Below are 22,062 nucleotides of genomic sequence, written 5' to 3'. Positions count from 1 at the left end.
CCTTCCCGAACTCAGAAGTGAAACCTCTTAGCGCTGATGGTAGTGTGGGGTTACCCATGTGAGAGTAAGTCATCGCCAGCTCATTATTCCAGAAACACCCCCTTCAATAGAAGGGGGTGTTTTTTTGTGCATGGGGTAATTGTCTTGACGATTCGGTATTCATATAAAGTTAACTTTATACAGTGTCCAATATTAAGCTAGAGCGATAATTAACCTTGAGTAAGGGTTGGATTGCTTAACTTTTTTCTTGCAATGCATCAAACTGACGTCGAGCATGTTTAAAGGCAGTTCTAAGACCCTCTTCCAGCGTAGGATGATAAAAAGGTTTCTTTAAGATCTGATAAATATCCTGGTCAGCATCAATCATCCAGGCCAGTAAATGGGCCAGATGTTCTGCTTGGGAGCAAAAGAGTTCTGCACCAAGTAATTTACCTGATTTTTTAGCAATATAAACTTCTATTCCACCTGAGTTTTCTGCCAGAACCAGTGCACGTCCTTGATTTTCATAAGAGACGAATCCCCGAATAAATTCGATGTGTTGATCTTCCAGCTGTTTAAAACTTTTTCCGACAATCGCCATTTCAGGATGACAAAATACAATCGCCAATGGGATTAAGGCAGGAATAGGCTTTACATCCGGATAATTTAAACAGTTATAAACTGCCTGTTTACCCGCATGCGCGGCTTCATGTTGAATCGGCGCATCAGGTGTGGCATCACCGACTATAAATATAGGTAGGTTTGCAAGTTGTTTGGTTTCTTTATCGATAGGAAGGTTTTTGATGTCCTTGAATATTGAATTGAGTTGATCTAGACCTAAACGATCTATATTGCTTTGCCGACCTGTAGCACCTAAGACATATTCAACTTCAATACTCTTAGTCTGATCATTTTCTGTAAAGTTAATCTTTATTTTATCAGCTTGGATCTCAATCTCATCTGGTAAGGTTTTAAATTTGATATTGAGCTCTTTGCTGAATTGCTCTTGCGCCAGTTTTTGTAAGATTGGGCTAGTTAAAGCACCTACTTTTTGACTACGCGCAAACATTGTGGTTTGTACACCCAGGCGTTGCATGGCTTGAGCTAATTCAATTGCAATGATGCCACTCCCGATCACTGCTAAAGACTTAGGTAATTGGGAAAATTCAAATATTTCATTGGAAGTGATGAATTTGTCTTTTAATTTTTGCTTTAGAGTTTCATCAATATTGGGGCGTGAGCCTACAGCAACAATAAAGCTTTTGGCCTGATAAGATTGTCCATTGACTTCAACTGTATGCGCATCAATAAACTTTGCATGCCCAGAAACTTTATGTGAAGTTTCCCATTGATCTACGCCTTTTAAGGTTGCGCGAATGAAACGTTCTCTAAGGATATGCATACGTTGCATGACACCAGAAGTATCTACTACAGCATCATATTGTAAAGCGAGGTTGTTTGCGGATTGAATGTCATGCATACGATTTGCAGATGAGATCAGCAGTTTACTTGGCATACAGCCCACACGTGCACAGGTGGTATCCCATGGGCCATCATTAATAATTAAAATATTCTGGGTGTGTTTAATGGCTTTATTATAAGCACTGATTCCTGCAGTGCCTGCGCCAATGATGATGAGGTCGTGCATAAACTGCCTCCCAAGTCTCAAAAACTAAATATTTATATGTAAGATTTACAATGTTTCTGATGTAAATTATGTAACTAGATTGCTTATTTTTGCTAATTTGAGTAAATTTTGTTTAAAAGCCAAAAGCTATTTTTTTATGGCTGCTTAACTATTATATCTAGCGGGAATAATCATGAGTTTGTTTATAAATTTAAAAAAACTAGGGGTAAATACAACAGTTTTAGCAACGTCAATTTCTTTGGTTGCTTGTGGGGGGGGCGGTAGTGATGGATATTATGATCAGGGAAATAATAATCAGTCAGGTTCAGGCGGATCTAGTGAAACAGGAAATGAATCCACAAATAATACAGCGCAAATTCCTGAAAGTTTAAATATTGCTTTACAAGATCAAAATGGCCAAAGTACCGTCCAAGTTGTAGATAATTCTACAATCCAAATTGCAGTTCAAGTATTAAATACTGATAAAGGCGGGATTTCTGGGAAGAATGTACGATTATCAGTTGATGATAAGGAAAAAATAGGTGTAACCAGTAAAAGTTCATTAGTAGCTACTACTGATAATGGTGTTGCCATTTTTGAACTTAACGTTCCGACGATGAATATAGAGTCTGGTAAAGTTCAGTTAACAGCATGGGTCGATGGTACAGAAGTAAAACAGGTATATACCCTTAATATTAAAAAATCTAGTGTGATTGTCAGTGATTACAATTTAGAAGTACCACAAGGTTTAACCTTAGATTTGCCTAGAGGTACTACTGAATTTTCTGTACAAGTTACAGATAAAAAAGGTGGAGTAAAATCAGCACAAACAGTAGAGTTAACTTTACCGACTGAGTTACAGGGAATGTTTGTTATTACGAATGGTTCCTCTGTCCAAACAGATAATGAGGGTAAGGCGAATTTCAAAATTGCAGCAAATAGCAACCTAACATCTGATCAAATTAAAAGCTTGGTTAATAGCTCTAAAACTTTAAATTTCAAATTGATTGATGAAAACCGCGCTGAAAAAAATGCAGTTACATCGATTACGTTTAAAGATATCTCAACCGTTGTTAACAAATTAGAAATTATTAAGCCAGATACTGCGATTCAAGCAAAGAATGGTAAGGCTGTTATTCGTGTTTATGCTAAAAATACAAATAATAAAGATCTAGAAGGGAAAAAAGTACGTTTAGAAACAAATCAATCTAGCCGACTTGTAACTTTAGATAAGTCAGAAGCTATTACTAATGCAGAAGGTTATGCAGAGTTTGTTTTAGCAAGTAATACAGATACACCTATTGCTTTATCTCAGGAAGGTATTGAGCTTAAAGCAACATATGTGGATAACACGAATATCTTTGCAAATGTAAAAGTTGATGTCATTACTACAGATGAAAGTGCTAAAGATCAAGAAGCTATTCAACGTTTAGAAATTGCATCTTCTTATAAAATTAATGCAATGTCTGACAGTGTTGAAATTAAGGTAAAAGCGATTGCGAACAATGGACATGCTGCGAAAAAAGGTAAAATCAAACTTACCTTGAATAGCGAAGCTGTAGCGAATGCTGTTAAGTTAGAAGGCAGTAGTGATGGTGTTAACTTTGATTTAAATGAAAGTCAGTCTGTCGGTGCAGAGGGTTATGTCACTTTCAGAATTAAAACACCAGCATCGCAAACAGTAGCAGCTGTAGAAGCATTAAAGGCTTCAGGGATCACAGCGACGTTTACAACAGATAACGGTATTAGCAACAATATTAAAATTGTTGTTGAAGATAAGGCTGTTGCAAGTGAAGCAGTTAAGTATCTCTTAATTGACCCAATTAATGAAAACTTTGATCCTACCAAGAACCAAGACATTACAATTAAAGTAAAAGCAATTGGTGAAAAAGGTGGCCCTCTTAAAAATGAAAAAGTATCAATTAAATCTTTACTTTCAGATGATCAGCTGAATAAGTTGAGTCTAAGTTTAAGTACAGCTGCTGAAGTTTTAACAGATGCAGATGGTTATGCAACGTTTGTTTATAAGTATCAATATAATAAATCTGCAGAACAGCAGGCGTTGGCTAAGCAAGGGATTACTTTTACATCCACGGCATTATCTAATCAAAAGACTCAAACGATTAAAGTTAACTTCAATACAAAGAGTGTCAGTGACAAAGTCAGCCTTGATTACTTTACTTTAGATACTGATGGCTTAGCTCAAATCGCACTTAATCAACAAACTGAAATTATAGTACGTACGCAAGCCTTTGGTATTGATGGTGCAGTTCTTGCAAATCAAGAATTAGCTATTGGTATTGATGAAACTGCGATTTCAAATGGTGTTTCATATGCCACAGCAACTAAGCTTGTATCGGATGCACAAGGTAAAGTTGAATTTAAATTAAAAGTTGCAGCACGTAATTTAACTGAATTAAATACCTTAATTGAAAAAGGCCTAACTGTTGCAGTGGTGTCTTATCGTAATGATGGTTCTAAGCATTCAGTTACTCGTAAAATTGACTTAGTTTCAAACTCGATTATTGACACTGGAACGAGTCAAGTGGATTACCTCATGGTAGATCCAATCTTAACCCGTTTTGACTATACGCAAAATCAAGAAATTACCGTTCGTGTAAAAGCATTAGATGTCAATGGAAGCCCATTAGTAAAAGAAAAAATTCAATTAAAATCGGACCTAACTAATCAGCAGATGCAGCAGTTAGGCTTAAGTTTTACGACCCAAGCAGAACAAATTACTGATGCATTAGGTTATGCAACGTTTAAACTTAGTTACCAATATAACGAAACGCCTGAACAAGAAGAGCTTGCGAAAAAAGGTCTTACTTTCAATGCTTTGGCAAATGGTAAGGTCAGCAATACTCGCATTAACTTTAAGGCTCCGAGCGATAGTATCGACTTAAGTTTCTTTACTGTCGATACAGATGGACAAGCCTTAATTTCGACCACTACAGATACACCGATCAAGATCCGTGTCAAGGCAATGGGTACAGATGGTAAGGTTTTAGCTAACCAACGTATTAGTATTGGTATTGATAATACTGCAGTTTCAAATGGCGTAACGTATGCAACCTCTAACAACCTAGTTACAGATGCATTGGGTAATGCTGAGTTCGTTTTAAATGCGAAACCAAAGAATAAAGATGAACTAAATGCATTGCTTGCGAGTGGTGTAACAGTTGCCGTTAAAGCAACTGCAAAAGATGGTTCTGAATATACAACGCTAAGAACGATTAAGCTTGTTGAGCAAGAGCAAGCATCGCAAGTATCTTCACTATTAATCGATCCGTTACAAGCAGCATATGACTATACAAAAGACCAAACAATTCAAGTACGCGTGAAAGCGATTGGTCAAGCTGGTCAGTCTTTACGCAATGAAAAAGTGAGCTTAACGACAGCCCTTAGTGCACAAGAGTTAGCTGATCTGAATTTAAGTCTTGTTGGCGATGCGACGAAACTGACTGATGATTATGGTTACGTGACATTCACATTTGACTATAAATACAATGCACAGTCTCCTGCACAAAAGAAACTGCTAAATGGTTTTGAAATTACAGCAACTGCTAATGGAAAGACGAATAATACGATTATTAACTTTAAAGCACCTGCAAATGAACAAGAAATCAATCTTGATTATTTAGTGGTATCTACAGGTGGTCGTGCAGTTATCTCAACCGATCAACCAACAGAAGTGATGATTACAGCAACTGCATTGGCAACAAATGGTCAGACATTAAAAGACCAGACTGTGAAAATTGAATTGAATGAAACAGAAACCAATAGTGGTATTTCATTTAATTCTGCGACAGAAGTTGTGACCAATGCACAAGGACAAGCCACATTTAAAGTCAACATTGCACCAGAAAATGCATCTGAATTAGAGGCATTGCTTGCATCTGGTTTGAATGTTCGTTTATCTGCACAGCGTGTAGATGGTTCTGCATACAAAGTATCAAGAAAAGTTGAACTTTATAAGTCAGAAGCAGAAGCACCAAGTGAAGTTGATTATCTGATCATTGATCCAATTAGTGTTTATGACTACAGTAAAAATCACATTATTGCGGTACGAGTGAAGGCGATTGGTGAAGATGGTAGCGCATTACGTAATGAAAAAATCACATTGCGTCCTGAAAACATCTCAAGTGCAGAATTAGCAAAACTTAATTTGAGTTTAAATGGTGCTGCTGAGCAATATACCGATGATCAAGGCTATGCTGTCTTCGAATTTAGCTATAACTATGATGCACAATCTACAGAGCAAAAACCTCTTGCATTGAAAGGTGTAGCATTATTGGCGACTGCAAATGGTAAAGAGCAACGCACGGTTATTAACTTTGCGGAAACTCAAACTAATACGCTTGATTATCTTGTCATTGATATGATTGGTAAAGCTGTCATTGATACGGATGTAGAAACTAAAGTTGCATTATCTGTGCTTGCAAAAGGTACTGATGGTTCAGTTTTGGCGAATCAAAATGTTCAGATTGAATTAACCAATGAAAATGGTATTAATCTTCTTACAGCTTCGTCAGTAGCAACTGATGCAGAAGGTTATGCAAAATTTGAATTCAGTGTGCATCCAAAGAACCAACAGGAATTAGAAGCATTATTGGCAAATGGCGTAACAGTGAAAGTCTTATCTGCAGTTACTGATGGATCTGTTCGTCAAGCTCAACGTAAAGTTGAATTAGTACAAGCTGAAGAGCAAGTTGAATCTAAAGTTGAGACTTTAGTTATTGATCCAATCTTAAACTCATTTGACTATACTCAGAATCATACGTTTCAAGTACGTGTTAAAGCATTAGATGCTGCTGGCAGCACGCTTAAAAATGAAAAAGTTGCAATCACGACAGATATTCAAGAGAAATTAGCACAACTGAACTTTAGCTTGAATGGTGCAGCTGAACAGTTTACTGGTGATGACGGCTATGCGACATTTGTATTTGAATATAAATATGCAGACTCTACAGTACAACGTGAGATCTTAAATGGTGTAATTGTTACCGCAAATGCAAATGGAAAGACACAGACAACAAAATTAAACTTTAGAGAGTCTTTAACTTTAGAAGCTTTAGATTATATTTCTATTGATTCAAATGGCTATGCTGCGATTGAAGAAAACGTACAAACTGATATTACCGTTAAGGTGCGTGCAATTAATGTGGGTGGTAAAGCACTTGCTAATCAAGATGTAACGATCAGCTATAATGAACAAGCACATAATAATGGTGTTTATTTACTTGATCCAACAGGTGCGAATGTTGGGTCACAAACCTTTACGCAAAAAACCGATGCTGATGGTTATGTAACCTTTACCTTTAAGGCATTACCACGCAACAAGGTTGAAGTTCAAAACTTGATTAGTGACCTTGAGTTAGGTGATTTACAGGTTACTTTAACAGCCAAACGTGCTGATGGTTCGAATTACGAAGCTTCTCGCCGTATTGATTTAAGAGCTCCTGATGTTGAATCTACACCTGCAGAGGTTTTAATTGATCCAATTCTGCAAGCATTTGATTATTCAAAAGATCAAAAAATCATTATTCCAGTAAAAGCGTTATCAGCAGATAAAGGTGCTTTACAAGGTGCGAAAGTAACGATTGACACACCAAATTTAACCTTAGAACAGTTAAAAACTGCTCAGTTAACCTTAACTGGTGAAGCAACTAAATTCACCGATGCCAATGGTTATGCTTATTTTGAATTTGAATATAAGGTTGCAGGTACACAAGCGCAGATTGATTTGGTCAGCCCAGGGGTTCGTGTCACAGCGACCACAACGAATGGCAAAACGGCTATTCAGACCTTGAACTTTAAATCGCCAAATGCGGGTCAGATTTTAGATTACTTTACCTTGAATGCATCTGATTATGTAGTTGCATTGGATGTGAATACACCTAAGACAATTCAAGTGACGATTAATGCAAAAGATACTGAAGGTAAGGCATTTGCAAACCAAGTTGTTTCACTTGGTCTAAATGAAGCTGCTTTAAGTAATGGTGTCAGCTTTGCTTCGCCATCTCAAATCATGACAGACAGCAATGGTCTTGCAACATTTGAAGTAACGATTAATCCTCAAAATCAAGCTGAAATTGAGAATCTAGCTGCAAATGATTTGGAATTTACTGCGACTGCACGACGTGCTGATGGTTCTGCATACACGTTAGTTCGTAAAGTTGAATTAGAGAAAGCCACCGTGGTTTTACCAGACTTAGAAGATCTTGTCTTTACGACAGTTGATGGTGACCCATTAGATACAATTTCTGTTCTAGGTGGTGAAACACGCGTCAAAATTAAAGCAGTTGATAAAGCTGGTAAAGCGATTCCAAATACACCAATTGCGGTTGCTCTTTCTAAGCTAACCTCTAGTCGTGTTTCATTAAGTAATATACCAACGCAAACTAACAGTAATGGTGAAGCCGAGTTTACGGTAACTGTATCTGAGGGCGTTTATGATGCTAGTTTGATCAAAAATGGTATTGTCTTTGCCGTAGTTGGTACGAACTTAAATAATGGCGATCGTTTACAGCAAACAAATGTAATTAGTATCACCGCTCCAGCAAATGCTTTAAATCCGCGTTTAACATCAGATGTAAAAACAGTGACAGCTGGGCAAACAGTTAAAGTGTATGCAGCTGTTAAAGATGAAATGGGGATTAATACTGCAGCTGGTACACCAATGCGATTGACTCTGAATCCAAAAGCTATTGCTGCAGGTGTTAAACTGAGTGCTGACGGAGTGGTAATACAAGGAAATGGTTCAGTGCCAATTGACTTAATTATTCCACAAGGTATTACATCTGCTGCTTTAGAATCTATTGTAGTAACAGGAACTATCCGTGATCCACGCGGTAATGAAATTCAGACGAAGCTAAATTTTGCTGTTCAAGATATTAGTAATCCTTATCACTTAACTATTGATAGTAGTCGTGTGTCATTAAGTTCAGCAGGTGATAGTGCATTTGTGACGGTTAAACTTCTTGATAAGAATCAAGGCGGTGTTGCGAATGAAAAAGTTAGCTTAGCTATTGCTGATCCGCGAAATGCGACTAGTATTAAAGGGGCTTCACAGCTCATTACTAATCAATTTGGTGAAGCTGTATTTGAAGTATCGATGAAATCACTACAAGGTACATTAGTATTACCAGTTCTACCAATCGAATTAACGGCAACCCATACCACTGCAACAGGTGCTTCAGTAAGTCTACCTGGCAGTATTCAAGTGCACTCACCAACAGTTTTAGCGCCAGAATTGGACTTAAAAATTAAAGTATCTAAAGATAAGTTAAATGTCCGTGGTGATTCTTTCGAAGTATCAGTATTGGTAGTAGACTTAGATGGTTCAAGTCAAGCTGGTAAAGCAGTTACATTAACAATTCCTCAATATAATCAAAATGGTGCATATATTCATGGCGCATCTACTATTGAAAGTGATGAGAATGGTTGGGCAAAATTTTCAATTGTAATTGATGAAAGTTTACGTAATCCAACCTATGACTTCGTTGCTGCTGATTTACGTGTAGAAGCTGTAGTTAAAGATACGCAGAATACAGAGCGACGTGTACCGCATGTGATTGATGTGGTAAATTCCGAAGTGCCAGTAACGATTGGTTCTATTGCGGTTAATTTTAATCCAACAGAGCTTACATCAACGGGTAACGGGATTTATTATCAAAAAGAGGGTTCTGTTCAGCTGGTAGATGTTGATGGGAAGCCAGTGGCAAATCAGGATGTGGTTTTAGATATTCGTCCAACATTTTACGTCATAGGTGAATGGAAATTTGAAATTCAGAAAGATCCATGGAAGATAGTTAATAAACCTGTATTGGATTCAAATGGGGATCCTACTTTTACTTCAGGAGGGAATCCAATCACAATACCAGTTAAAGAGCTAGATGCGATTTATCCATTTACGAATCTAAAAGGCTGGATTAAACCAAGTGATTATTATTATCCATTAATTGGTGCAATACCTGCACAAGTTCAAGATAAAAACTCAGCAACGACATGTACGGTGGATCCAACAACATCAACTTGGACAGCTAATGGTCAAGCATTACGTGTGGTTCGTTTCTTAGGTGGTACAGCAAATAATAGTACGACTCACCCATATACCGCGACCTATCGTACAGATAGTACTGGTAGGTTTGACTTCATCATTGAATATCCAAAAGCAAATGCTCATTGGATCGCAGTAGAAGTAGGAGCGAAAACTACACTTGCACAAACACCAACTAGAGGCTATACAACATTAACATTGCCAAGTTTAAGTAGTGATTATGCTGCTGATGGAAGTTATGCACCTAACCGCGTAAGTCCATATACAACATGTGTCAACTAATAATCTAATCTGACGAAAAAACAGCGCTTCGGCGCTGTTTTTTATGGGGGTTGAAATTTAAAAACTTAAATCGACGTCCCTACACTCACACCCACAGTCGGCTTCAAATTCATTGAACTACAACCGAAAAAGTTCAAGCTTAGACATAACACGACCAAAATTTTATTCATGAATCAATCCTTGAGATTTCGCCTGATTGAACAAAGCTGCTGAACGTGTACCACTTCGGCAAACCATCAAAATCGGTTTAGGCAGCTCATTATAATATCGCGCAAATTCCTCAATATTGGCTTGAGAAATTTGGCCACTCACTACAGGCTGATAAATCACACTCACTTGAGATTTCTCCGCAATGGAGCGTAGTTGACTCACCGTGACATTATTACCAGTCTCCTGATCAGGGCGGTTTACAATTACAGATTTAAAACCTTGCTGAATCAATTGCTGGAACTTGCTTGGTGTCATTTGCCCCGTGACACTCACCGTAGAGGTCAGCGCACGGCTAAGGTCATTTGCAGCAAAAACAGGTGTAATACAGCTAAAACAGGTTGCTAGTAACACACCTTTCCAAAACGACTTAGTCATCCAGCAGGTCCATCTGTTTTGCCAGCTGATATAAATTATTCGAGCGGTTTCCAGTACGACAGAACATCAGGATAGGTTTTGGCAATTCATTGTAATGATTGGCAAAAGTGCGTACATCAAGCTCAGTAATCTGACCGGCTACTACTGGCTGGAATACATAATCCAGACCGGCATTGCGTGCAGCTTCCTCGATTTGTGCACTGGTTGGCTGCTCAGCACCACCTTCCATGTCCGGACGGTTGTTGATAATCGATTTAAAGCCTTTCTCAACCACTTGGATTACGTGTTCCGGACCAATTTGACCTGCAAAACCTACATTTTCGCTCATGACGCCACTCCATCATTTCATTTATATCGATATGCTTTATGATAGCATTAAGCTGAAAACATGCTGAACCTGTTCTGAAATTTTTATAAATGATGATAACCATAAGATAACGCAATGGAGCGCGTATGCAGGCTTATACAGTTGAACCACTGTATGTCAAAAGCGGTCAGGAAGTGATTGCTGCAGATTTTTATCGGCCTAAAAATATAGAAAAACCCGCCGTAATTTTGATGGCACATGGTCTGGCTGCCTTACGTCAATTTAAACTGGTGCAATATGCCCAGCGTTTTGCCAGTGCCGGCTATGCGGTGGTGTTATTTGATTATCGCTATTGGGGCGGCAGCACTGGGCGTCCGCGTGAACTGGTGTCGATCAATGCCCAGCTCGATGACTGGCGAACCATGATCAGACATATTCAGGAACGCAAATCGATTGACAGTAAACGGATCGTGCTCTGGGGAACGGCCTTAAGTGGTGGGCATGTATTGACGCTTGCAGCGGAACTGAAAAATATTCAGGCGGCGATGGTACAGGTGCCTTTTGTCGATGGGGCTGAAAGTGCCCAACTATATCCTTTACAGCAACTCCCCAAGGCGCTTAAAGTCTCCAGTCAGGACTATATGGGGGCCAAGGTCGGTATGGCACCGAAGACCTTGCCTGTGGTTGATCCGCATGAACTCTGTTTTATGCCGACGCAGGACAGTTATGAAGGTTATCTGTCGATTGTCAATCCGGATTATTACTGGAGTGGTCACATTCCTGCACGGGCATTCTTTAAACTGATGCGCTATCGACCGATTCAGGAAGTCAGAAAGATTAACATTCCAGTCCTATTTATTGCGGCAAAACTGGATAGTCTGATTCCAATTGAATCCAGTCGGGAAACTGCGACCAATATTGCACCATTTGTGCAATATCATGAGTGGAATATCCGGCATTTTGATATTTATCATGGGGAATGGTTTGAAAAAGCAGTTTCGACCCAATTAGAATTCTTACATCAACATATTGGAGTGCGCTAGATGATTATTGTATGTCCGGAATGTCTGGCCAAAAACCGTGTCCCTGAAGATAAACTCACTGCCAACCCTGCTTGTGGTCAATGTCATCAAGCCCTGATTCCACTGGTACCAATTGAGCTGAATGAACAGAATTTTAGCCAGTTTGTCACGCATAGTGACTTGCCAATCCTGATTGATCTCTGGGCAGAATGGTGTGGTCCCTGTAAAATGATGGCACCGCATTTTGCAACTGTCGCAAAACAATATCCAAATGTGGTTTTTGCAAAAATTGATACAGAAGCGAATCCGCGCTTAAGTTCTGCATTTAATGTTCGCAGTATTCCGACACTGGTGTTGATGAATAAAAGCAACGAAATTGCTAGAATAAGCGGTGCATTACGGTCAAGCGAGCTGCAAAAATGGCTTGATCAGCAGTTAAATACCCAACCCTAATTCAAATGCCTGGAGTGAAAGTGTCAGATTCTCAAGTAAGACCAGAGGGGATTCTTTCCCTACAGACGATCGCAATGCCTGCAGATACCAACTGGAGTGGTGATGTCTTTGGTGGCTGGATCGTTTCACAAATGGACTTAGCAGGCGCGATTCACGCAGAACGATTTTCAAAGGGGCGTTGTGCCACGATTTCAATTAACCAGATGACTTTTCTGGTACCGGTGAAAGTCGGGGACGTGATTAGTTGTTATACCAAAATTCTCAAAGTTGGAAAAACATCTATCCAGATGGAAATTGAGGTTTGGGACAGTCATGATGATTCACGCCCACCAATTCGGGTGACTGAAGGTGTGTTTACCTTTGTTGCTGTAGATGTCAAAGGTAACAAGCGTCTGATTCCGGAAGAAGCGAAACAGAAGCTTTTAGAGTCGCAATCAGCACAATGATGACTTGAAATAAAAAATCCCAGATTTAATATCTGGGATTTTTTTTGTCTAAAAGAAGAAATTATGATTGCTTGAGCTGATCTTTGGCAATCCAGGCCCAGAGCATTTCACATTGAATCGGCGTTTCTCCGGATTCATCCGTGACCGTGACCTGAACCAATGTTTCGCCTTTATCGGAGCTTTGCATGAGTGCTTGTTGCTCCGGCGTCAAGGTAGCGACTGCAGTCATGGCGCCTTTGGTCGGACGTTTAAAATCAATCTTCAAGCTTTTGATTAATACAATCGCGGTATCCGGCACATTCATTGCCGTCACAAAGCCGGTTGCAGTTTCTGCCACTAAGGCCATGGCGCAGGCATGTACCTGACCAATATGGTTTTGCATGGCTTTATGGTTGGCGATTGTGACCACCACTTTTTCCCCACTGAGTTCTACATAGCGAATCTTGGCAGAACCTACCATGGGAATAATCCGGCCAAAGGTTTTACTCAATAAAGTACTACGAATAGCTTGAGGTAGTCTGGAAGTAGCTTTTACCAGTTTGGTCAGTCGATTGCGATGCGTCATAATTCCTTCTTCAAGACACAGAACGGTCTTAATCTTTAAAGTTATTGAACTGTAAAGGCAAACCAAATTGCTGTTCTTTCAAGAATGCCATTACTTGCTGCAAGGTATCGCGTTTTTTATCAGTCACACGAATCTTGTCGCCCTGAATAGAAGATTGCGCCTTAATCCCACTTTCTTTAATGGCTTTATTAATTTTTTTTGCGGTATCTGAGTCAAGACCATCTTTAAGCTTGATCACCTGAATCACATTTTTGCCAGAAGCCGTCATTTTTTGTGGATCAAGCGCCTGAATATCGACTTTGCGTTTAAAGAAATGACTTTCCAGCATGCTATAAACTTGTTCACACTGGAAATCGCTTTCAGTCGAGATTTTGATTTCCTTGTTTTTTTCATTCAGTTCAATAGAAACGTCCTGACCACGGAAATCGAAGCGGGTCGCAATTTCTTTTTGGGTGTTTTGAACTGCATGATTTACTTCAAAAATTTCTAATTCAGAAACAATATCGAAAGAAGGCATAGTTTAGACCTTTACAAAGGGAAAGAATATCTGAGATGCTAGGGATGTTTTCTTCATTTGCCAAGTGTTGTTTACATCAAAGGAGTGCGCAATGATCCGTAAACAAGAAATTACAACATTTGAGTTCCCAGAAAATGCAATTATCTGGGATGTACGCGATTCAAGTGCTTTTGCTGAAGCACACGTGAAAGGGGCGGTGAATCAGCCCATTAACGATCTTTCAGCAGAAAGCCTAACTCAGGTGTCAGCGGATCAACCCATTTACATCTTGTGTGGTGGGGGCAGTAAAGCTCCACGTGCTGCGGAAAAACTAGAGGGTTTTGACAGCTCACGTGAATATGTCATTCTGATGGGTGGTACTCGTGCTGCCCGTGATGCAGGCTTACCGCTTGAACAGGGTGTATAAGCATTCTGTCAAAAAAAAGCGCCGCAAGGCGCTTTTTTAATGGGTGAGATTTAATGCCTCCCAACCTCCCTTTTCTAAAGGGAGGAGCTACATCTATTCTATTTATTCATAAAAGTAGAGAAAAGTCCCCCCTTTTTTAAAGGGGGATTTAGGGGGATTCATTCAAAATAGTAATTAAATTTGTAGCTTAAAATACGGTTTCTTCGTTTTAACTTTCTTTTGAAAACGGGTCACACTGAGTTTTTTTATTAAACTTGATGGTACCGGACAGGCTTCGCCGAGAATCTGGGCAGCCAGAATTTCACTACACAAGGGTGCAAATAAAAAGCCTTTGGAGCCTAGACCGGCAAAGCTGTAAATTTCCTCATCGGCTTTCATTTTACCGAGCAGGGGGAAATAATCCTGACTTTGCGCACGAACCGAAGCCCGACCTTGCCAGGTCGCGACATCAGGCAGGGTTGCTGCATATTCTGGGAATACGCTGTGGATCAGTTCGTAGTTATGCACATGGTCTTCTGCTAACACCTCGATATCATCCCGACCTGGATAAAAAGAAGCACCCAAGATCAAATGTTCAGCATCCAGTTGCATACAATAACCGCCGTAGCTATAGGCAATATTTTGACTTAAAGGCTGGGCTTGATTATTCATCCAGCTCACCTGTCCGCGAATCGGTTTCAACACTGGATAATCTGCAAAGAATTGTGCTGTTTCTCGCGCAGTACAGACAATCACATGATCAAATTCACCCAGATCCTGTTTATCTGAAAATAGCTGAGGTTTTGTAGCAGCTTCAATATGGCTAATTTTAGCCTGCTCGTATTGAATATTAGCATGCTGCAAAATTTCATCACGTAACTGATGCGGTGAAACCGCACCAGCTTCTAACAGTTTTAAACTTAGAAATGCAGTTTGCATCTCCTGATCTTCTGTATCTTGTACAGCCAGAATTTCTTCAGGATATTCATCTGCCAATCCTAAAAGCTGTTCAGGATTTTTTAAGGCGAGTTGATTGACCTGAATTGGGCGGAAAGCTTTAAATTTCTGATAATGATTTAAGGCATGTTGCCAAGCCAATGTCATCAGATGTTCAGCACTTTGCTCAACCGGACAAAGTTTGGGATTGAGCAAGGCCAGTGGATTGCCAGAACCTCCGGAGAGTGGCGCTGACTGGTCGTAAATCGTAACCTGATGACCACGTTGAGCGAATGCCCATGCGCTACTTAAACCCGCGATTCCAGCGCCAATCACAGCGATTTGGCGAGGTCTGATATTGGACTCTGTATCTTGCTCAGTTTTTTTTTGAGTGATTTCTTGTATTAATGAACTTTCAGTCTCTTCAGCGGGATTCCAGATCGCTTTCAGCATTTCACGCTTATGCTTAAAACCACGTGGACGGGAAATTGAAATCCCATGATTTTTTAAGCCACGTTTTAAAACGCCAGCGACACTGAAAGAGGCAAAAGTTGTCCCAATCTCGGATAAACGTACAATATTATTTAAAACATTTTCTTCCCACATGTCCGGATTACAGGAAGGCGCAAAGCCATCCAGAAACCAGGCGTTTACCGGTGCAGTTTTTTCAATCATCGGGAAAACATCATGTGCATCACCCAGCCATAGATCCAGACTGAATCGTTTTTCAGGAAAACTGAGACGATGACAGCCGGAAATTGGCATCGGATATTGAGAGATGAGTTGATCGGCTAAAGGCTTGAGTTCTGGCCAGGCATTTAAGGCTCGAATCAGATCAGCTTTGGAAAGAGGAAATTTTTCAACTGAAATGGCATGCAGATGACTGTGATTGTCCGGACGCACCTGTTGCCAGAGCTGCCACAGGGCCAGAATATTTAAACCAGTACCAAAACCCGTTTCACCGACACAGAAATATTCAAAAGGTTTTAAATCTGCCAAACGCGTACTGAGATCATTGCCATTTAAAAAGACATGCCGGGTTTCCAGCAAGCCATTGTCTTTGGAAAAATACACATCACCAAATTGCTTGGACACAGGCACATCAATGCCATCCACCAATTGCCAATCCAGATCGGCAGTTTGAATTGCATGCGACAAAACGGGTACAACCTTAAAGATATCGGGAAGGGCTATAGCTTACCATTGACGACGACGTTTGGTATAAACATAGCTCGCGATCAGAAAGCCCAGCAGCACACCTACTGCCAATGTTGCAGCGCCGTAGAGGAACATCTGCGCACTGCGTTCACTTTGCAGCACCTGTACCTGCACCCCAAGATTATCATTCTTGAGCTGTAATTCTTGATTTTGCGATAGTGCTTCCAGATTGGCTTTTTCCAGTTGCTGCAAACGGGTGGCCTGATCTTTGACCAAAGCTTTCACCTTGGCATCTTGCTGGGCTTTGAGCTTGGCGATTTCTTCTGCAGTTAATGGCTTATTCTCGGCAGGTGGCACCGGCTGGGCAGAAGATGCTACGGCAGGAATAATGGCAGGTTTCGGCGTAGACTGGGTTTGGGAAGTCACCGCTGTCCCTTGAGGTTGTGCTGTCTGATTTTCCTGAGTCACAGGAGCAGGCGCAACTTCGACTGCCCATACTGGAGAAATCATAAAACATAGGCCAATGATACTGGCAGTAACAACACGCATGAACCTTATCCTTGAGGGAATGCTTTATTGAATGGTTTAACATCGATGTGTTCGTACACACCTTCTTTTAAGAAAGGTTCATCCTGTAGCCATGTATCCAGCGCTTCACGACTGTCAAAGTCGACAATAATGGTACTGCCATAAAAACCGGCCTGTGGATTGGCTGGATCCTTAGGCATGGCACCTGCAACAATCAGGCGGCCTTCAGCATTTAACTGTTCCAGACGTGCAAGATGTTGTGGACGAATCGCGAGGCGTTTTTCAACTGTACCTTCCCGATCGGTACAGCTAACGACGAATAATGGCATGATGACTCTCAATCGTTTGTAGTTGGACTTATTCAGCGGTCTTAAAGTATTTGCGCAATACAATAAACTGAATAATGATAAAGGAAAACATCACGATCATGTCACCGAATGCGGTAAATTCACCCCAATATTTTCCATCCATCCACAAATAGGCGAAAAAGGTATGCAGAAATGACATCAGTACGAACATGGCAACCCAAGCATAGTTCAGCTTGAACCAGCCTTTTTCGCTTAGATTGAATACTGGACCAAATAACCGCTGGATCAGAGGCTTTTTATCCTTGCTAAACCAAGGGGATAATAAAAAGACCCCGGCAAAGACCAGATTCAGTAACACGGCTTTTAGACGGATATAAAAATCATCGCTGAGGATCAGGGTGATGCCACCAAAAATCACCGTCATAAACAAGACAATCCATTGCTGCTTGTCCAGACGGAATTTTTGCATGACAAATAACGCACCATAGACGACCAGCATGGAAATAATCAGACCTGTGGTTGCAACAAGAATATTATTATTGTCGACACCCCCCGCAGAACCGATCAATTGCAGCAATTGATGGTCAGTGTCTTTTGGATCTACAGTTTTATATAAATAAAAGAAAATAATGAGTGGCACAAAGTCTAAAAGTGCTTTCATGTTAGAGTATCTAAATCTGATCAAATAAATGTCATAGTATAGAGATGCACGGCGTAGATTTACATACACATAGTAATATTTCTGATGGAACTTTCAGTCCTCAGCAATTGGTCGAAGCGGCTGTGGAAAAACTCGTCCATACTTTGGCCCTGACGGACCATGACACCATGGACGGTTTGGCATTGGCTGAGGAAGCCGCTAAAAATCATGAGATTAAGATCATTTCTGGGGTGGAAATATCCAGCCAATGGTCACGCCCTGCCACCAAAAAAAACTATGGCGTGCATATCGTCGCGCTAAATATGCAAAATCCTGAGCCTTTACAAAAAGCCCTCAATCAGCAAAAGAAAATCCGGGCTGAACGCTCTAAACAGATTTGTGATCTGCTGGTTCCTTTAATTGGGGAGGATATTTATATTGATGTGCTCGCCAAAGTAGACAATATCTCTGATCGGGTGACACGGACGCATATTGCCAAAACGCTGGTAGAAAAGGGGATTGTGAACCGTGCACAACAGGCTTTTGATAAATATATTAAGGAAGGCAAGAAAGCCTATGTCAAATTTGATGGCTTGAGTCTTGAAGACACGATTCATGTGATTCATGAAAGTGGCGGCTTCGCCGTGCTGGCACATCCGACCAAATATGATTTATCTGCGACCAATATCCGCTACCTGATTGAAATCTTTGCCAAGTTCGGTGGAGATGCGGTGGAACTACCCCCGGCAATTGAGCCAAGTTCCACCCGGCAGATGGTGGATCGAATGATTGCTGAACATGATCTTAAAGTTTCGATTGGCAGTGATTTTCATGGCGATCATATGCCCTGGATTAAACTCGGTAATGTCCCGAGTCTTAAACCGGGGCAGGTCGGAATTTGGGAGAGTTTTGTTTAGTCATTCCTTTACCTCGATCTTTTTCATTTGAGAGAAGATTTTCCCTTCGCTACTAATAGCAAAGGGCGAGGAAAGAATTATAAATTATAGCAAATTATGATCTTTGGCCTGAATCGGTGGTGGCGTTGGTTTACCCAACGTTCCTAATAGTTCAATTTCAATGGTACGCACCATCGAGTCCAGAGGCAAGTCGTTGCTTTGAGTACCAAAAGGCTCTTCAATTTCCGAACTTAAAGCATCCAGTCCCAAAAAGGTATAGGCCAAAATTCCGACCAGCAAAGGCGTAAACAGACCAAGCGTTGAACCCAGACTAAAAGGCAAAATAAAACAGAAAAAATAGACGGTGCGGTTGAGCAAGACCGAATAGGCAAAAGGCAAAGGCGTTGTTGCAATCCGGTCACAACCAGTCTGGACAATACTTAGTTCTGCTACATGATTATTCATCTGCATATAGATGATGTCGGAGATTTCACCTTCTTTGAGCGCCTGCATTAACTCCCATTGAATCAGGCTTAAGGTATATTGCGGCGCATTGGCCTGCTGATAGAGTTGGGTCACCGCCTGCTGGCTCATGCCGCTGGTTTCAACCAGTTCAGTCGGATTGGCTGTTTGATGGCGTAGGCGATCGCGGAGTACATTGGCAAAGACAATCACATGCTGAATCACACGCTCACGGCGACCTTGAGACAGCATCCGGCAATCACGGTCAAAATGACGTGAATTGGCAATTAGAATTCCCCAAAGTTTGCGCGCTTCCCACCAGCGGTCATAACAGGCGGTATTTTTAAAACCAAGAAAAATAGACAGTACCACTCCAATCAGGGTAAATCCGACCAGGGGTAATTCTGGAAAATGAAAATAGCCAATATGTGACAAGCCACCGATGATGGCTGACATCAGCATCACTACGCCTAAAGGTGGCAAAACTTTAGGTAAAATCGTCCCCCGCCAGGAAAACAGCAGTTTAAAAACAGTCGGCTGGTCACGTACGATCATTTATTGGAATCATCACAATTTTTTTCATGATCTTGTGGAGTTGTGCCTGCTTTGTCAAGTGCTATTCAATACTGCATTTCCGGTTTGATGAGTTGCTGCTCAGCAAAGGAAAAGCTGCCTTCCAAGGCGATGATGCAATGGTCAATCAGATGGATATCCACTAGCTGGCAGGCCTGTTGAATCTGACGGGTTAACACTAGGTCAGCCTTGGAGGGAGAGGGTCGGCCCAGCGGATGATTATGTGCAATGACAATTGAGGTTGCCTGTTGGGTAATCGCATAACGTAGCAATTGATTAATGGAAATATCACATGCATTGATGGAGCCATAAAACAGTTTTTTAAAGGCAATTTTTCTTAAACTGGCATCCAGACACAGCACGGCAAACACTTCCTGAGTTTCACCGAGCAGTTCAAAACGTAAGTAATCTCTCAGCCGCTTGGAATTGGTAAGTTCCAGTGCATCCTGTTTCAGGTGCTCGGCTATGTAACGCCGTCCGAGTTCCTTGACGGCCATCAGTTGAGTATATTTACTGATGCCCATGCCATGAAACTGGCTGACTTCCGGTAAAGGTGCATCGAGCAACGCAGTCAAATGACCAAAATGCTGAATCAGCAAACGCGCCAGATCAACTGCCGAATGTTGCTGGGAACCGGAGCGTAGAAAAATAGCCAGTAGCTCGGCATCGGACAGACTTTCTGCGCCATATTGAATTAAGCGTTCTCGCGGCCGTTCTTGTTCCGGCCAGTTTTTAATAGAAAATTGCATAGTTATTAGACTTATTTATTATGAATTATCAGTTTTCCCGCAAGCTGATCTCTTGGGGATGCGATTATTTAATGCTATTGTGAGCCCCACTGCAACAGCAAGGTAATCTGTTCGTGAGCTTTGATCTAAGTGTAATTCCTCATAAAAATATCATTTTGGCCGTCACTGGCGGTATTGCTGCCTATAAAAGTGCAATTCTGGTCCGCCGTCTAAAAGATGCCGGATTTGATGTGCGGGTCGTCATGACTCACGGTGCACAGGCTTTTATTACACCTTTAACCTTTCAAGCCTTATCGGGCAATCCCGTACATACCGAATTGCTGGATACTGAAGCAGAAGCCGGCATGGGCCATATCGAGCTGGCACGTTGGGCAGATCTGTTGCTGGTAGCGCCGGCCAGCTGTGATACCTTGGCAAAATTTGCCGCAGGTCTGGCTGATGATCTCTTAAGTACTTTATATCTGGCGACGAAAGCACCCGTCTGGGTGGCGCCTGCCATGAACCAGCAAATGTGGGCGGCGAAAGCAACGCAGCGCAATCTTGCGACACTGATCGAAGATGGTGTGCATGTGATCATGCCGGACGCGGGATCACAGGCTTGTGGTGATGTAGGTTTGGGCCGGATGCCTGAGCCGGAAGATTTAGCCCGACAGGTGACTGAATATTTTCACAAAGCTCAACGTGCGATTGCGGAAAAATTTGGCCTGCTTGCGGGTAAACAAGTCACGATTACCGCAGGCCCGACCCGCGAAGCGATTGATCCGGTGCGTTATATTTCCAATCACAGTACCGGGAAAATGGGCTTTGCACTGGCTGCAGCCTGTTATGCAGCCGGAGCCAATGTGACCCTGATTGCAGGGCCGGTCAGTCTGGACACTCCAAATGGCGTGAAACGTAAGAATGTTTCTTCTGCCGTGCAAATGCTGAATGAAAGCATGCAAATGCTGGAAAATGGTTGCGATATCTTTATTGCGACAGCTGCAGTAGCCGATTATCGTGTGGCAGAAGTAGCCGAGCATAAAATCAAGAAAGCTGGTGATGAACTGAATGTAGCCTTGGTGAAAAATCCGGATATTGTTGCCACCATTGCCCAGCAGGAAAAACGTCCATTTATGGTCGGCTTTGCGGCAGAAACCCGCAATATTGAAGAATATGCTGCCGGAAAGCTGGTCGCGAAAAAGCTGGATATGATTGCCTGCAATGATGTATCACGTGCAGATATCGGATTTGCTTCGGATGAAAATGCCATGACGGTATTCTTTGCCGAGCATTATCAGTTGGATAAACGTGATCTGGAAAAAGCCTCCAAGCAGGAGATTGCCCAGCAGTTGATCGAAGCCATTCATGATGCCTTGCATCGTGATCCATCTAATGATGATGATTTTTAAAACGATCTGTATTGAAAAAACCCTGAATCCATCAGGGTTTTTTTATGGCTGATTTTTTATCATTAATTCAAAAAAACTATAGAAACCATAAATATTTAGTCTTAATCGAAGCGCTGTTTGTTTATTGTTTTTGCAAAAAAGCATAAAATGGGTCACAGAATAAGCAAAGATAAAAATACTACATATATCGACTA

18 protein-coding genes and 1 rRNA gene are annotated in these 22,062 nt (G+C 41.2%); 8 read left to right on the top strand and 11 right to left on the bottom strand.

What is annotated here, in order from left to right:
- A 5S ribosomal RNA gene (rrf, locus tag NI468_RS16390) occupies positions 1 to 81 on the top strand; the annotation flags it as partial.
- A 154-nt stretch (positions 82 to 235) separates the two neighbouring features.
- Here rrf and NI468_RS07175 read toward each other — a convergent pair.
- On the bottom strand, positions 236 to 1,627 hold the full coding sequence (locus NI468_RS07175) for a dihydrolipoyl dehydrogenase (RefSeq protein ID WP_253100959.1): 1,392 nt from the start codon (positions 1,625 to 1,627) through the stop codon (positions 236 to 238).
- 172 nt (positions 1,628 to 1,799) lie between these two features.
- On the opposite strand from NI468_RS07175, the gene NI468_RS07170 reads away from it, so the two are divergent.
- On the top strand, positions 1,800 to 9,950 hold the full coding sequence (locus tag NI468_RS07170; protein WP_253100957.1) for an alpha-2-macroglobulin family protein: 8,151 nt from the start codon (positions 1,800 to 1,802) through the stop codon (positions 9,948 to 9,950).
- Positions 9,951 to 10,112: 162 nt separating this feature from the next.
- Here the strand turns inward: NI468_RS07170 and NI468_RS07165 are convergent, their stop codons facing one another.
- Together NI468_RS07165 and NI468_RS07160 are read right to left on the bottom strand one after the other, a co-directional pair.
- A complete protein-coding gene (locus NI468_RS07165; protein WP_153566562.1) occupies positions 10,113 to 10,535 on the bottom strand; it encodes a protein tyrosine phosphatase family protein in 423 nt (140 codons plus the stop codon).
- Positions 10,528 to 10,863, bottom strand: coding sequence for a protein tyrosine phosphatase family protein (locus NI468_RS07160; RefSeq protein ID WP_153566561.1), 336 nt, complete (start codon positions 10,861 to 10,863; stop codon positions 10,528 to 10,530). Before NI468_RS07160 ends, NI468_RS07165 begins: the two co-directional genes overlap by 8 nt.
- A gap of 125 nt (positions 10,864 to 10,988) precedes the next feature.
- Between NI468_RS07160 and NI468_RS07155 the strand changes: the two genes are divergently transcribed.
- From NI468_RS07155 to NI468_RS07145, 3 genes are read left to right on the top strand one after another with little or no spacing between them, the layout of a single operon-like run.
- Entirely contained in the window at positions 10,989 to 11,885 is an 897-nt protein-coding gene (locus NI468_RS07155; RefSeq protein WP_085064695.1) for an alpha/beta hydrolase, read from the top strand.
- Positions 11,886 to 12,317 (top strand): thioredoxin TrxC, encoded by a 432-nt coding sequence (trxC, locus tag NI468_RS07150; protein WP_004281598.1) that lies wholly within the window; start codon positions 11,886 to 11,888, stop codon positions 12,315 to 12,317.
- 5 nt (positions 12,318 to 12,322) lie between these two features.
- Complete coding sequence (locus NI468_RS07145; RefSeq protein WP_276534280.1) at positions 12,323 to 12,763, top strand: acyl-CoA thioesterase; 441 nt, start codon at positions 12,323 to 12,325, stop codon at positions 12,761 to 12,763.
- Between the two features lie 61 nt (positions 12,764 to 12,824).
- Here the strand turns inward: NI468_RS07145 and NI468_RS07140 are convergent, their stop codons facing one another.
- Together NI468_RS07140 and NI468_RS07135 are read right to left on the bottom strand one after the other, a co-directional pair.
- On the bottom strand, positions 12,825 to 13,328 hold the full coding sequence (locus tag NI468_RS07140) for a DUF4442 domain-containing protein (RefSeq protein WP_005098116.1): 504 nt from the start codon (positions 13,326 to 13,328) through the stop codon (positions 12,825 to 12,827).
- A 28-nt stretch (positions 13,329 to 13,356) separates the two neighbouring features.
- Positions 13,357 to 13,845 carry a YajQ family cyclic di-GMP-binding protein gene (locus NI468_RS07135; RefSeq protein WP_004281601.1) on the bottom strand — a complete coding sequence of 163 codons (489 nt, stop codon included), beginning with the start codon at positions 13,843 to 13,845 and terminating at the stop codon, positions 13,357 to 13,359.
- A 91-nt stretch (positions 13,846 to 13,936) separates the two neighbouring features.
- Between NI468_RS07135 and NI468_RS07130 the strand changes: the two genes are divergently transcribed.
- Entirely contained in the window at positions 13,937 to 14,251 is a 315-nt protein-coding gene (locus NI468_RS07130; protein ID WP_005101788.1) for a rhodanese-like domain-containing protein, read from the top strand.
- Between the two features lie 174 nt (positions 14,252 to 14,425).
- Here NI468_RS07130 and mnmC read toward each other — a convergent pair whose 3' ends face one another.
- Genes mnmC through NI468_RS07110 form a run of 4 tightly spaced genes read right to left on the bottom strand, consistent with a single transcriptional unit; the run spans position 14,426 to position 17,821 of the window.
- Entirely contained in the window at positions 14,426 to 16,324 is a 1,899-nt protein-coding gene (gene mnmC, locus NI468_RS07125; protein ID WP_253100954.1) for a bifunctional tRNA (5-methylaminomethyl-2-thiouridine)(34)-methyltransferase MnmC2/FAD-dependent 5-carboxymethylaminomethyl-2-thiouridine(34) oxidoreductase MnmC1, read from the bottom strand.
- A 39-nt stretch (positions 16,325 to 16,363) separates the two neighbouring features.
- A complete protein-coding gene (locus NI468_RS07120; RefSeq protein WP_004645131.1) occupies positions 16,364 to 16,873 on the bottom strand; it encodes an SH3 domain-containing protein in 510 nt (169 codons plus the stop codon).
- Positions 16,874 to 16,878: 5 nt separating this feature from the next.
- The gene (locus NI468_RS07115) at positions 16,879 to 17,181 is read right to left on the bottom strand and encodes a YciI family protein (RefSeq protein WP_004281605.1); all 303 of its coding nucleotides are present in this window, start codon (positions 17,179 to 17,181) and stop codon (positions 16,879 to 16,881) included.
- Between the two features lie 28 nt (positions 17,182 to 17,209).
- The gene (locus tag NI468_RS07110) at positions 17,210 to 17,821 is read right to left on the bottom strand and encodes a septation protein IspZ (RefSeq protein ID WP_004645132.1); all 612 of its coding nucleotides are present in this window, start codon (positions 17,819 to 17,821) and stop codon (positions 17,210 to 17,212) included.
- Positions 17,822 to 17,865: 44 nt separating this feature from the next.
- On the opposite strand from NI468_RS07110, the gene NI468_RS07105 reads away from it, so the two are divergent.
- Positions 17,866 to 18,717 (top strand): PHP domain-containing protein, encoded by an 852-nt coding sequence (locus NI468_RS07105; protein WP_004645133.1) that lies wholly within the window; start codon positions 17,866 to 17,868, stop codon positions 18,715 to 18,717.
- A gap of 84 nt (positions 18,718 to 18,801) precedes the next feature.
- Here NI468_RS07105 and NI468_RS07100 read toward each other — a convergent pair whose 3' ends face one another.
- Positions 18,802 to 19,713 (bottom strand): bestrophin family protein, encoded by a 912-nt coding sequence (locus NI468_RS07100; RefSeq protein WP_253100951.1) that lies wholly within the window; start codon positions 19,711 to 19,713, stop codon positions 18,802 to 18,804.
- Positions 19,714 to 19,778: 65 nt separating this feature from the next.
- Entirely contained in the window at positions 19,779 to 20,480 is a 702-nt protein-coding gene (gene radC, locus NI468_RS07095) for a RadC family protein (RefSeq protein WP_253100948.1), read from the bottom strand.
- A gap of 113 nt (positions 20,481 to 20,593) precedes the next feature.
- Here radC and coaBC point away from each other — a divergent pair, with 113 nt between their 5' ends.
- Positions 20,594 to 21,868 (top strand): bifunctional phosphopantothenoylcysteine decarboxylase/phosphopantothenate--cysteine ligase CoaBC, encoded by a 1,275-nt coding sequence (gene coaBC / locus NI468_RS07090; RefSeq protein ID WP_253100945.1) that lies wholly within the window; start codon positions 20,594 to 20,596, stop codon positions 21,866 to 21,868.
- The last annotated feature ends 194 nt before the right edge of the window (positions 21,869 to 22,062 follow it).

It is taken from the genome of Acinetobacter lwoffii (assembly GCF_024129355.1).
GTDB lineage: Bacteria > Pseudomonadota > Gammaproteobacteria > Pseudomonadales > Moraxellaceae > Acinetobacter > Acinetobacter lwoffii_I.
The sequence above is the reverse complement of the archived record's forward strand: the minus strand, read 5'-3'. Positions and strand labels throughout refer to the sequence as shown.

What these genes read in the sequence shown, in the direction of transcription:
- NI468_RS07170 (WP_253100957.1), top strand. Translation starts at nt 1,800, where the DNA reads ATGAGTTTGTTTATAAATTTAAAAAAACTAGGGGTAAATACAACAGTT.
- NI468_RS07110 (WP_004645132.1), bottom strand. Translation starts at nt 17,821, where the DNA reads ATGAAAGCACTTTTAGACTTTGTGCCACTCATTATTTTCTTTTATTTA.
- NI468_RS07120 (WP_004645131.1), bottom strand. Translation starts at nt 16,873, where the DNA reads ATGCGTGTTGTTACTGCCAGTATCATTGGCCTATGTTTTATGATTTCT.
- NI468_RS07165 (WP_153566562.1), bottom strand. Translation starts at nt 10,535, where the DNA reads ATGACTAAGTCGTTTTGGAAAGGTGTGTTACTAGCAACCTGTTTTAGC.
- NI468_RS07105 (WP_004645133.1), top strand. Translation starts at nt 17,866, where the DNA reads ATGCACGGCGTAGATTTACATACACATAGTAATATTTCTGATGGAACT.
- NI468_RS07130 (WP_005101788.1), top strand. Translation starts at nt 13,937, where the DNA reads ATGATCCGTAAACAAGAAATTACAACATTTGAGTTCCCAGAAAATGCA.
- NI468_RS07135 (WP_004281601.1), bottom strand. Translation starts at nt 13,845, where the DNA reads ATGCCTTCTTTCGATATTGTTTCTGAATTAGAAATTTTTGAAGTAAAT.
- radC (WP_253100948.1), bottom strand. Translation starts at nt 20,480, where the DNA reads ATGCAATTTTCTATTAAAAACTGGCCGGAACAAGAACGGCCGCGAGAA.
- NI468_RS07155 (WP_085064695.1), top strand. Translation starts at nt 10,989, where the DNA reads ATGCAGGCTTATACAGTTGAACCACTGTATGTCAAAAGCGGTCAGGAA.
- trxC (WP_004281598.1), top strand. Translation starts at nt 11,886, where the DNA reads ATGATTATTGTATGTCCGGAATGTCTGGCCAAAAACCGTGTCCCTGAA.
- NI468_RS07160 (WP_153566561.1), bottom strand. Translation starts at nt 10,863, where the DNA reads ATGAGCGAAAATGTAGGTTTTGCAGGTCAAATTGGTCCGGAACACGTA.
- NI468_RS07100 (WP_253100951.1), bottom strand. Translation starts at nt 19,713, where the DNA reads ATGATCGTACGTGACCAGCCGACTGTTTTTAAACTGCTGTTTTCCTGG.
- NI468_RS07140 (WP_005098116.1), bottom strand. Translation starts at nt 13,328, where the DNA reads ATGACGCATCGCAATCGACTGACCAAACTGGTAAAAGCTACTTCCAGA.
- NI468_RS07145 (WP_276534280.1), top strand. Translation starts at nt 12,323, where the DNA reads ATGCCTGGAGTGAAAGTGTCAGATTCTCAAGTAAGACCAGAGGGGATT.
- NI468_RS07175 (WP_253100959.1), bottom strand. Translation starts at nt 1,627, where the DNA reads ATGCACGACCTCATCATCATTGGCGCAGGCACTGCAGGAATCAGTGCT.
- NI468_RS07115 (WP_004281605.1), bottom strand. Translation starts at nt 17,181, where the DNA reads ATGCCATTATTCGTCGTTAGCTGTACCGATCGGGAAGGTACAGTTGAA.